An 11,349-nucleotide genomic window follows, 5' to 3' on the forward strand; every position below is an offset into this window, starting at 1 on the left:
GCGGTTTTTAGATGATATTATTAAATTTTTCTTAAGCTGGAATTTCTCCTTTATATAAGAAAGAAATAATTTCTTTGTTCAATTTGTCGATCATTTCACTGAATAAGTGGAAAGATTCCTGCTTGTAAATTACCAATGGATCTTTCTGCTCGTAAACAGCTCCCTGTGAAGATCTTCTTAAGTCGTCCATCTCACGAAGGTGAAGTTTCCAGTTTTCATCGATGATCGATAAAGTGATGTTCTTTTCGAAATCGTTTACTAAACTTTCACAATGCGTATCGTAAGCTTCTTTAAGATCAGCTACAATCGTCATTGTTTTGTGTCCGTCTGTAAAAGGAACCTGGATCATTTTGAACATTGAACCTTGATTTTGGTATACATTCTCAATGATTGGGAATGATTTTTCTTTCAATAAATTCAGTTTCATTCTGTAATCTTCCTGAGCTGCGTTGAATAAGATATTCGTCAGATCCTGAACATTTTTATTATTAAAATCACTTTGGGAAACCGGAGATTCCATGGTGAATGTTTTAATGATTTCGTATTCAAAATCTTTATAACTTCCGCTAGCTTTTCCTTTCGCAACGATAGAATTGGCTACATCGAAAATCATATTGGTGATATCATACTTCAGGTGGTCTCCGAATAGAGCATTCTTTCTTCTCTTGTAGATTACATCACGTTGTTTGTTCATTACGTCATCATACTCAAGAAGTCTCTTTCTTGTTCCGAAGTTATTTTCTTCTACTTTTTTCTGTGCTCTTTCGATAGACTTACTGATCATAGAATGCTGAATTACTTCACCTTCTTTATGACCCATTCTGTCCATCATTTTAGCGATTCTCTCAGAACCGAACAAACGCATCAGGTTATCTTCAAGAGATACATAGAACTGAGAACTTCCAGGATCTCCCTGACGTCCCGCTCTACCTCTAAGCTGTCTGTCAACACGTCTTGAATCGTGTCTTTCTGTACCGATGATCGCTAAACCTCCTGCATCTTTTACTTCTTTAGAAAGCTTGATATCCGTACCACGACCTGCCATATTGGTTGCAATCGTAACAACTCCCGGCTGTCCTGCTCCAGCTACAATCTCTGCTTCTTTTTTGTGAAGCTTCGCGTTCAGTACCTGGTGTGGAATCTTTCTTAACTGAAGGGCTTTTGAAAGCAACTGAGAAATTTCAACAGAAGTAGTACCTACCAAGACCGGTCTTTTTTCTGCAGTTAATCTTTCAATTTCTTCAATTACAGCATTATATTTTTCTCTATTGGTTTTGAAAACCAAATCCTGTTTGTCATTTCTTAAGATTGGACGGTTTGTTGGGATAACCACTACATCCAGTTTGTAGATTTCCCAAAGCTCACCAGCCTCAGTTTCAGCTGTACCAGTCATCCCCGCAAGTTTATTATACATACGGAAATAGTTCTGAAGCGTGATCGTTGCAAAAGTTTGGGTAGCTGCCTCAATTTTTACATTCTCTTTTGCTTCAATGGCCTGGTGAAGACCGTCTGAATAACGACGACCTTCCATAATACGACCTGTCTGTTCATCAACAATTTTTACTTCACCATCAATGACTACATATTCATCATCTTTTTCAAATAATGTATATGCTTTCAATAGCTGGCTCATGGTGTGAACACGCTCAGATTTTTCGGCAAAGTCAGCAAAAAGTCTTTCTTTAGCTTCAAATTCCTCTTCTTTAGAAAGGTTTTTAGCTTCTACTTCAGCAATTTCAGTCCCGATATCAGGAAGAACGAAGAAATTCGCATCAGAGTTTCCTTGAGACATGTATTCAACACCTTTGTCTGTAAGGTCTACCTGATTGTTTTTCTCTTCAATAACGAAGTAAAGATCTTTATCTACAATCGGCATGTCACGGTTGTTGTCCTGCATATACTGCGCTTCAACTTTCTGAAGTAATGCTCTGTTTCCACTTTCCGATAAGAATTTGATTAATTGTCTGTTTTTTGGAAGACCTCTGTATGCCTGAAGCAATTTGAATCCTCCTTCTTTTGTATTTCCTGCAGCGATTAATTTTTTCGCTTCGTTGAAAATAGCAGAAACAGTTTTCTTTTGTACTTCAACAATTCTGTCGATAGAAGGTTTAAGAACATCAAACTCCTGTCTGTCTCCCTGAGGAACCGGACCGGAAATGATCAATGGCGTTCTTGCATCATCTACCAATACAGAGTCAACTTCATCCACGATAGCAAAGTTCAGTTCTCTTTGTACCAGTTCTGATGGCGAAGTCACCATGTTATCTCTCAGATAATCAAAACCGAATTCATTATTGGTTCCGTAAGTGATATCTGAGTTGTATGCTTTTCTTCTTCCGTCTGAGTTCGGCTGGTGGTTATCGATACAATCGATAGACATTCCGTGGAACTGGTAAAGAGGGCCCATCCATGCGGAGTCTCTTTTTGCAAGATAGTCGTTCACGGTTACAACGTGTACTCCTCTTTCCGGAAGTGAATTTAAGTAAATAGGTAATGTTCCTACCAAAGTTTTACCTTCACCGGTTGCCATCTCGGCAATTTTACCACTGTGAAGAATAACTCCTCCGATAAACTGAACATCGTAGTGGACCATATCCCAAACTACTGGAGTTCCGGCAGCATCCCATGAGTTTTTCCAAACAGCTGTGTCTCCCTGAATGCTAACGAAATCTTTTCCTGCTTCAGCCAGTTCTCTGTCCCAGTCACTTGCTGTTACACGGATCTCTCCATTCTGTGCCCATCTTCTTGCTGTTTCTTTTATCAATGCAAAAGCTTCAGGAAGAACCTGAACAAGAACCTTCTCCTCAATTTCGTATGATTCTTTCTTTAGAGACTCAATTTTTGAAAAAAGAGCTTCTTTTTCGTCAACATTGGTTGAATTTTTTATCTGCTCTTTTATCTGTTCTATTTGAGCTGTAATCTTGCTGGTTGCAGATTTTATATTCTCTTTAAACTCAGCAGTCTTTTGTCTCAACCCATCATCCGACAATTGCTGAATGTTAGGTTCTACAGCCTTGATTTTTGTTACAACTTTTTTTACTTCTTTTAGGTCCTGCGCTTTTTTGTCTCCCAAAAACCCTTTAAGAACTTTGTTTAAAAAACTCATAAATTTTTTGCTTTATGCTTAATGCAAGATGCTTTAAGCGTTTTAAATGACACGCTTATCGTGTGAAATTAATATATAAAAAAGGGCAAAAAAGCTCTAAGCATGCAGCCTAAAGCTTATCGCTTTATTAATATTCGTCCTCGTTCCAAAGGAAATCCTCGTCAGTAGGGTAGTCACTCCATACCTCTTCGATAGATTCATAAATTTCTCCTTCGTCTTCGATTGCCTGAAGGTTTTCTACTACCTCCATAGGTGCACCAGTTCTGATTGCGTAGTCAATAAGCTCTGCTTTTGTCATTGGCCAAGGTGCGTCACTTAAATATGAAGCTAATTCTAATGTCCAGTACATAATTTTCTAATTTTTTGCAAAAGTATAAAAATAGGTTGTATAATAAACTTTTTTATACTTGATTTTCAATTCTTTTTATAATTTTTTCTTATAAACGGCTGTCACAAACTGAATGGCAGCTGTGTCAGCAATTTACTTATTGTCGTTTTCTCAAAAACCATTCCACAAATTTTTTTATGCCATTTTGGAAGTCTGTGGCCGGTTTATACCCTATTAAATCCTTTGCTTTTGTAATATCAGCATTGGTTTTTGTGACATCTCCCGGCTGCATTGGCAGAATTTTTTTTATGGCAGATTTTCCTAATGCCATTTCTATAGTCTCTACCATTTTGGATAAAGTGACTACCTGGTTTTCTCCAAGATTAAGAATCTCATAAACCCCGGAATTATTTTCCAGATAAAGGATAGACTTGGTAATCCCGTCAATAATGTCATCTATATAAGTATAGTCTCTGGCGGTACTTCCATCACCATAGAAGGGAATTTCCTGATCCTCTGAAATAAGCTTTACAAATTTGTGTATGGCGAGGTCCGGTCTCTGTCTTGGTCCATATACCGTGAAGAACCTAAGCTGGATCATATCTATATGGTACAGATTGTGATAAACATGTCCTATGATTTCACCGCTTTTTTTAGTGGCTGCATAGGGCGATATCGGATTGTCCACATTATCTGTTTCTGCAAAAGGAATCTTTTCATTGTTTCCGTAAACACTTGATGAGGAAGCGCAAATAAATTTTTTAATATTAAAATCTTTACACAGCTCCCAAAGATTCATAGTGCCTCTTACATTGACTTCTTCATATTCTAAAGGACGTTCAATGGATGGGCGTACACCGGCAAGTGCAGCCAGATGAATCACCATGTCGATAGGGTGATTTTTAAAGATGTTTTCAAGACCTTTCTGGTCCCGGATATCCTGCCAATAGAGGGAATATTGGTCAGAATGACTAAGTGAAATCAATTGGCGGATATCAGTCTCTTTGTCTGAATATTCAAAATCCGAAATTTTGCCAATTGACTCTAAAGTATTTTTAATTTTTACCTGATAATTATAGAAATCATCAAAATTGTCAATGTTTATGACAGAATGTCCATTTCTTAATAATCGTTCAATTAAATGAGATCCGATGAACCCACTACCGCCTGTTACAAGATAAACCATTTGTATTTTTTATGAGTACAAAAATATAAATTTTACTTTTTGAAAAATATAATCATTAAATTTACTTAAAAAAGTAATACAAATATAATATGCAGTTTCAAGGGCAAATTTTAAAGATGACAAGCTACGATGCAAAACCAATCCAATATTATCTCAATCTTTCTGGAGATCTGATCCATATGAATGAGCTGATTGGAAAGGAATTAAGTATCAGGCACACCGGATTCCAATGTGTAAACTGCGGGGAAAATAAACCGATTTACAGAATGGGATTCTGCAAAAACTGCTTTTTTGAAAGTCCTTATGCAAGTGATACCATTATCCGTCCGGAGCTTTCTACAGCACATTTAGGCGTTGCAGAACGGGATCTTGAGATTGAAAAACAAATTCAGCTTCAGCCGCACACGGTATATCTGGCTTATACAGGAGATGTAAAAGTAGGAGTAACGAGAAATACTCAGATTCCAACACGATGGATTGATCAGGGTGCGACTTTTGCATTACCCATAGCAAGAACGGAAAACCGCTATGAAGCAGGAATGATAGAAGTAGCTCTGAAAGAACATTTGGCAGATAAAACCAATTGGAGAAAAATGTTGCAGGATGATTTTGAAGGAGAAATAGATCTTGCGGATTTCAGACAAAAGATCAGAGAATATTTTCCTGAAGATTTTCAGAAATTCTATAGAGATGGAGAAGAATTGTGGATGTTCGATTACCCTTTTGAGAAACCGGAGAAGGTAACTTCATTTACATTGGATAAAAAACCTGAATTTATGGGAAAACTTTCCGGTATCAAAGGACAGTATCTGGGATTTGAAGGAGGAAATTTCATCAATATAAGAGGACACGAAGGATATGTAATCGATCTTGAAATAAGAAATTGATCGATGTAAAATAAAACCAAATCACAAAATATGAAAAAATGGGTTAAAAGACTATTGATAAGTTTCGGAATCTTGGCAGGAATTCTTCTTGCTGCGAATTTCGGACTGAATATATGGCTTAAAACCCAGCTTCCGGAGTATATAAAAAAGAATACTGACTATAAAGTCTCTTATAAAACTCTGGACGTGGATTTAGGAACCGGAAATATCTTTGCTTCAGGAATTTCTGTTAACAGTAAAGATCCGCAAAATACGGATGTTATTGGATTGCAGGGAACTATTGATACTCTGAAAATAAGCCGTTTCGGAATTTATGATGCTATTTTTAATAAAAGAATAAGCTCCTCGGATCTTTTGCTGGCAAAACCTAATTTAAATGTCATTCTCGCAAAACCTGTTGATCGTAAAACCGGAAAGAAGAGAAACCCATTTTTATTTGAAAATATCAGGATCAATGAAGGAAAGATTGCCATTTTCAAACATACCAAACAGAAATTTTTATCTGTACAGCAACTGAATCTGTTTGTAGAAAATTTACAGATGACAGAAGAGTCTGTTGAAAATAAACTTCCAATAGTTTTTGACAGATACAGCATTAAAGGAGAGAGGTTCTTTTTCCGTCCCGATGAAACCTATGCTATTACCATTCATAAGATTAATACGCGTGATGGGCAGATGTCAGTTGAAAATTTCAGACTGACTCCGCTTTTTTCTTTTGTCCAGTTTAAAAAGTTCTATCCTAAAAAGCCTCAATTATTTGAATTTAGTGTTCCAAAAATGGAATTCAAAGATGTGGTATTGACTAAAAATAAAGTGTCACTTACCAATGCAGACTTTCAAAATCCTGCTTTTACAGTGTATAAAACAGGAGTAAAAGCGATAAAAAGTAATAAAAATTCAAATTTTGAAGTTGATTTAAAAAATATAAAACTGAATAATGCTGTAGTTCATATCAATAAACCGGATGGAAATAAGCTTTTGTCTGTCGGGAACCTTAATCTGAATATCAATCAGCTGATGTTTAATAAAGAAAGTTCACAACAGGTAATTCCTATCGGGTATAAAGATTTCCTGCTTGCCGGAAAAGATATCCTATATTCCAATCATCAGAATATCTCTATAAGAAGTTTTGCATTAAGTCCTAAAAGCGGAGAAATCATGGATGTTCTGCTGACATCCGGAACTCCATCAGTAGAAAAAACGGCTGCAGTTCTAAAGACAAACCACATTGCTTTTAATATTAATAAATTAGAATTTCTTAATAAAAAAGTGAACCTTGATCTTAAAGATATCCTTATAGACAATGTAAATGGAACGATCAAAACAGGCGAGAAGAAGCAAAATAAAACTTCAGGTCCTGGAATCATACAATCTGTTGTTGTAGGAAAAATGTCTTTGAAAAATTCAAATATTACTTATGATAATGGGAAAGAACCCTTGGTTTTTCATGATTTGAATGCCACACTTAACGCCATAGAATTAGCACTCAAGCCCAATCAGCCAGGATTATCATTTAAAGTTAAAGATTATTATCTCACCACCCGGAACTTTGCATATAAAACACAGTTCTATAATATGAGCTTAGGGCTTCTCAAGCTGAATAAAAATAAAGTTCAGATCAATAATTTTGCCATGAAACCTCTCGTTTCGAGAGCTCAGTTTATCAGAATGATTCCTGTTGAGAGAGATCTATATGATATCAAAGCCGGGCAAATATCGGCAGAAGGAACGTGGGATTTATTTTCTCATCATAAAATGGTGAATGCTTCTCATGTCACAATCCAGTCAGCAGATGCCAATATTTTCAGAAGCAAAATTCCGAAAGACGATCCAAAAATAAAAGCATTGTATTCCAAAATGCTGCGTTCCATTAAAATTCCGATGACGATCAATACTCTTGATCTGAAAAACTCAGTATTGGTCTATGAAGAAGATACTCCGGAAAGTATGGGACCCGGAAAACTGATATTCAGTAACTTTAATATGAATGTCAGAAACCTGAATTCTGCTAAAATAAAAGGAAAACCCACAAAAGTAGACATCAAAATCAATTGTTCATTCATGAATCTCTCACCGCTTTCCGTAAACTGGAACTTCGATGTTGCCGATAACAATGATAATTTTACAATTGCAGGAAAAACTACCGGCCTTCCCGCCAGTGGAATCAATCCGTTTATCAGGCCTTACCTTCATGTAACGGCAACTGCAGGAACTATCCAGGAAATGCTTTTTAATTTTAAAGGAAACCCTGCCGGATTACACGGAACCTTTAATCTTAAACATAAAGATCTGAAAATTGCAGTACTTAATAAGAATAATCATGAGAAGAAAGGGTTCCTTACAGCCGTTGCCAATGTTTTTCTGAAATCAGATTCAGGAAGTTTCCCCGAAGCTGTTACCGTAGAAAATGTAGAGCGGGATCCTACAAAATCTTTCTTTAATCTCTTCTGGAAAGGAATTGAGCAAGGATTGAAGAAAACCCTCATTGGTAAAAACGTAGAAAAGACAGAAAAGAAAGTAAAAGAAGCAGTCACTTCTGTGAAAGAAATGAAACAGTCTGTAAAAGAAATAAAACAGGATATCAAAAATAAAAAAGAAGCCTCCAAACCGGAAGCAGAAAAAAAGGAAAAGAAAGGTTTTCTGAACAATATATTCAAGAAAAAAGAAAATTCAGAAGAATAATTCTTTAAACCATTAAAGCAGAACAATTGATGATTACATAAAACCAACGATCTTTTTATTGAACTAACCTTAATGGTTTAAAGAATTAATATAAAGCGGTTCAGTTTAAAAATTGAACTCGTCACTTTCCAATATAGGAATATCTCTTAGAAACTTATCAAACTCTTCCCCTGGATAATTGCTGTCTGCTCCGTAAGAGTCTATGATCATTCCACGGTTTCCGGCACCATCTTTTACTACATAAAGCACTGCATTGTCATCAGGATTGCTGTCTCCTTCAAAACGGTATGTTTTTAAGATCACCAATTCCGCAGGCTGATAAACTTTTTCAGAATTTTCAAACTTCATTTCGCATTTCTCATTCATCCTGAATTCTCGCTGTATTCCTCTTTCAGAAAGCGTTTTCATGACTTGGCTTAAGGTTGTCATTCTGTCAATGTTTTCTGGATTTTCCATAATGTTATTTTTCTTGTTAAGTACAATAATTAAACCATTGCAATTTTTAAATATAATAAAAATATCGGATTGTAATTTCCCTAATAATAAAGTTCAATGTTAACAAAATTTATAATTTGAAAAAATAAAATAGGTATGCTTTTTGCAATGCTAACAATATTAAATCAAAGAAAATATGAAAAAAGAAGTTGGAGTTTTACTGGCAGGAGGAGTTGGTCTTTTGGCAGTATTAAGTTTAATAAGTATAAAAAAAATATTGACTAAAAAAGATAAAAAATATAGTGATTCCTATTCGGATTATCACAGACACTTTGATGAAAAGAATCAAGATGATGAAACTCATGGAGTGGAATTTTACGCACTGAAGTAGTAAAAAAATATATTTAATTATGTTAAAATCCAACGCTTTTGAAAGTGTTGGATTTTTTTTGTGGAAAACTTTACTGTTAAAATTCATTATTTTATGCAAATTCCATTCTAATTTTACACAGAAATGCAAAACGAAAATTTCATAAAAGGTCAGGGAGCTCAGCGAAACGTTATCAATCGTTTCGACAGGTATACCTATGAACCTGATGATGAAGATTTCGAAACAGTAAAAACCTCCTTCACTGAAGTTTTTCCCAAAACCATTGTTAATCAGGTGAAAAGTGAAGACCTTCCGATGGAATATTCTATGAATCCCTATCAGGGATGTGAACATGGATGTTCTTACTGTTTTGCAAGACCTACCCACGAATATTGGGGGTTCAGCGCCGGGATTGATTTTGAAAGAAAGATCATGGTAAAGAAAAATGCCCCTGAATTGCTGGAGAAGTTTTTTCAAAAAAGAGGGTACAAAGCAGCTCCAATTCTGCTATCAGGAAATACAGACTGCTATCAGCCCGCCGAAAGACAATTTGAAATCACCCGAAAACTACTGCAGGTATGTCTGGATTACAGACATCCTGTCAATATTCTGACAAAAAATGCAATGGTTCTGAGAGATCTTGATATCTTAAAGCCCATGGCGGAGCAAAATCTGGTATCTGTTTCTTTAAGTATTCCCACGATCAATGAAGAACTGAGACGGAAGATGGAGCCAAGGACGAGTTCTGCAAAAAATAAATTAAAAGCGGTAGAAATTCTTTCCGAAAATAACATCCCCGTACATGTAATGGTCGCTCCCATCATTCCCGGACTCAATAGTGATGAACCGTTGAATATATTAAAAGCTATCTCCGATGCAGGAGCTTTAGGATTCGGGTATACTCTGGTGAGATTAAATGATACTGTTGAACCTGTTTTTGTGAATTGGATAGAAAGCCATTTTCCGGACAGGGCACAAAAAGTTTTAAACCTTATCAGATCCATGCGGGGCGGGAAGCTTGGAGATAAAAGATATTTCGAAAGACAAAGGGGAGAAGGCAATATCGCTGAAATGATTCACACCACTTTTAAGATCGGCAGAAAGAAGTTTTTTGATGGTAAAGAATTTCCAAAGCTTACAACTACTAATTTTACAGGAACCCGCGATCAACAATTAAGACTATTTGATTGATCATTACATCCGGACTAATCCTACCTATTATATTATAGTATAAAGCGTAGCTGTTTTCAGCATTGTTGTTATTAATAAACTTTCTACTTCTGGTTATTTTCAATACTTATCACATATATAGTATATAGTACGATTTTTTTCAGGAGCTTTATCCTGCTATCCATTCCTACTCCTCGCGCCAGCGTCCTCCCACGCTCAGACCCATCTATTCTCCAACCCAGGCTGCGGGGTAACCATTTCTATCAGGGCTAGGGGTGGGTGAATTATAATTTATAAATGATGAATGATGAGTTCGGGTTCTTGAGTTTCGGGTTTCGTGTTTCGTGTTTCTATGCAGAAAAGGAACATTGGTGTTGAATTTTCATATTCCTGATTTCTATAGAAGGTGGTTAGTGAGTATAAATCTCTAATCCCATTGTGTCAACTGGAATCCCAACTTCTTTACGAGAGCTTTTAAAGGAAGTCAGTTGCCAGGATACTATTTAAGACTTTTTTAGCAGTTAGTATTCGCAGTGTCATGCTGAGCTGAGTCGAAGCATTTTAATTAAGGTAATCTGTGCTATTATAAATTTTACGGAAGAGTTTTGTCCAGACTCCTACGGAGTGACAATGCTAGAATAATAATGATTATAAAGACTATATCGAAGCCAAAACTTTTAAAAAGCTATTCTATATAATTATATAATACTCTCATCCCGAATTATTCACCCTCACTCATACCCCGCACCTCGCATCTCGCGCCCTTAAAACCCTCTCCAACGCTCAAACCCTCCAACTTTCCCGTCTTCTTCCAAACAAATGTTTAAAATTTTTGATCCTTTGTTTCAGTGGATTAGGATTAAATATTACGGAAAGGTAAAATTTATATTAAATAAACTTGTTTTGCGTTGTGGGAAGTTATTATCTTTGCCCCACTGAAAACGAGAGTATATCAGTAGCGCAGAAGAGCTTTTAGATAAGCTAAGACATTAAGATACTTCAAAAAGAGACAGACGAAAAAACTTTAAAATTTTTTACAAAAAGAGTTGTAAGTTTAAAAAGAGTTTGTATCTTTGCAGTCCCAAATAAAGGGAGCGCAGGAGTAGGGTGATTGAGGTAGAGAGAGGGATTAAGGTTACTTAAAAAACTTTAAAATTTTCTTTCAAAACATTTGGTCATTAAGAA

General features: G+C 35.9%; 8 protein-coding genes. 4 read left to right on the forward strand and 4 right to left on the reverse strand.

All coding sequences use genetic code 11. The features are described 5' to 3' along the window. Positions 1 to 31: 31 nt before the first annotated feature. The 3 genes from secA to FN817_RS08585 form a co-directional block, all read right to left on the reverse strand. Positions 32 to 3,106 (reverse strand): preprotein translocase subunit SecA, encoded by a 3,075-nt coding sequence (secA, locus tag FN817_RS08575; RefSeq protein ID WP_142717558.1) that lies wholly within the window; start codon positions 3,104 to 3,106, stop codon positions 32 to 34. Positions 3,107 to 3,233: 127 nt separating this feature from the next. Next, complete coding sequence (locus FN817_RS08580) at positions 3,234 to 3,455, reverse strand: DUF2795 domain-containing protein (RefSeq protein WP_002662059.1); 222 nt, start codon at positions 3,453 to 3,455, stop codon at positions 3,234 to 3,236. A 136-nt stretch (positions 3,456 to 3,591) separates the two neighbouring features. Further along, entirely contained in the window at positions 3,592 to 4,620 is a 1,029-nt protein-coding gene (locus FN817_RS08585; RefSeq protein ID WP_142717559.1) for a GDP-mannose 4,6-dehydratase, read from the reverse strand. Positions 4,621 to 4,709: 89 nt separating this feature from the next. Between FN817_RS08585 and FN817_RS08590 the strand changes: the two genes are divergently transcribed. Further along, positions 4,710 to 5,507 carry a DUF2797 domain-containing protein gene (locus tag FN817_RS08590; RefSeq protein ID WP_142717560.1) on the forward strand — a complete coding sequence of 266 codons (798 nt, stop codon included), beginning with the start codon at positions 4,710 to 4,712 and terminating at the stop codon, positions 5,505 to 5,507. A gap of 30 nt (positions 5,508 to 5,537) precedes the next feature. Then, positions 5,538 to 8,189 (forward strand): AsmA family protein, encoded by a 2,652-nt coding sequence (locus tag FN817_RS08595; RefSeq protein WP_142717561.1) that lies wholly within the window; start codon positions 5,538 to 5,540, stop codon positions 8,187 to 8,189. A gap of 105 nt (positions 8,190 to 8,294) precedes the next feature. Here the strand turns inward: FN817_RS08595 and FN817_RS08600 are convergent, their stop codons facing one another. Then, positions 8,295 to 8,645, reverse strand: coding sequence for a hypothetical protein (locus FN817_RS08600; protein ID WP_047421893.1), 351 nt, complete (start codon positions 8,643 to 8,645; stop codon positions 8,295 to 8,297). A gap of 175 nt (positions 8,646 to 8,820) precedes the next feature. On the opposite strand from FN817_RS08600, the gene FN817_RS08605 reads away from it, so the two are divergent. Beyond that, a complete protein-coding gene (locus tag FN817_RS08605) occupies positions 8,821 to 9,015 on the forward strand; it encodes a hypothetical protein (RefSeq protein WP_047378034.1) in 195 nt (64 codons plus the stop codon). 123 nt (positions 9,016 to 9,138) lie between these two features. After that, positions 9,139 to 10,185 carry a PA0069 family radical SAM protein gene (locus FN817_RS08610; RefSeq protein WP_142717562.1) on the forward strand — a complete coding sequence of 349 codons (1,047 nt, stop codon included), beginning with the start codon at positions 9,139 to 9,141 and terminating at the stop codon, positions 10,183 to 10,185. Positions 10,186 to 11,349 lie beyond the last annotated feature (1,164 nt).

The sequence above is a fragment of the Chryseobacterium rhizoplanae genome (assembly GCF_900182655.1).
Taxonomy (GTDB): Bacteria; Bacteroidota; Bacteroidia; order Flavobacteriales; family Weeksellaceae; genus Chryseobacterium; species Chryseobacterium rhizoplanae.

What these genes read in the sequence shown, in the direction of transcription:
- FN817_RS08580 (WP_002662059.1), bottom strand. Translation starts at nt 3,455, where the DNA reads ATGTACTGGACATTAGAATTAGCTTCATATTTAAGTGACGCACCTTGG.
- FN817_RS08595 (WP_142717561.1), top strand. Translation starts at nt 5,538, where the DNA reads ATGAAAAAATGGGTTAAAAGACTATTGATAAGTTTCGGAATCTTGGCA.
- secA (WP_142717558.1), bottom strand. Translation starts at nt 3,106, where the DNA reads ATGAGTTTTTTAAACAAAGTTCTTAAAGGGTTTTTGGGAGACAAAAAA.
- FN817_RS08585 (WP_142717559.1), bottom strand. Translation starts at nt 4,620, where the DNA reads ATGGTTTATCTTGTAACAGGCGGTAGTGGGTTCATCGGATCTCATTTA.
- FN817_RS08610 (WP_142717562.1), top strand. Translation starts at nt 9,139, where the DNA reads ATGCAAAACGAAAATTTCATAAAAGGTCAGGGAGCTCAGCGAAACGTT.
- FN817_RS08605 (WP_047378034.1), top strand. Translation starts at nt 8,821, where the DNA reads ATGAAAAAAGAAGTTGGAGTTTTACTGGCAGGAGGAGTTGGTCTTTTG.
- FN817_RS08600 (WP_047421893.1), bottom strand. Translation starts at nt 8,645, where the DNA reads ATGGAAAATCCAGAAAACATTGACAGAATGACAACCTTAAGCCAAGTC.
- FN817_RS08590 (WP_142717560.1), top strand. Translation starts at nt 4,710, where the DNA reads ATGCAGTTTCAAGGGCAAATTTTAAAGATGACAAGCTACGATGCAAAA.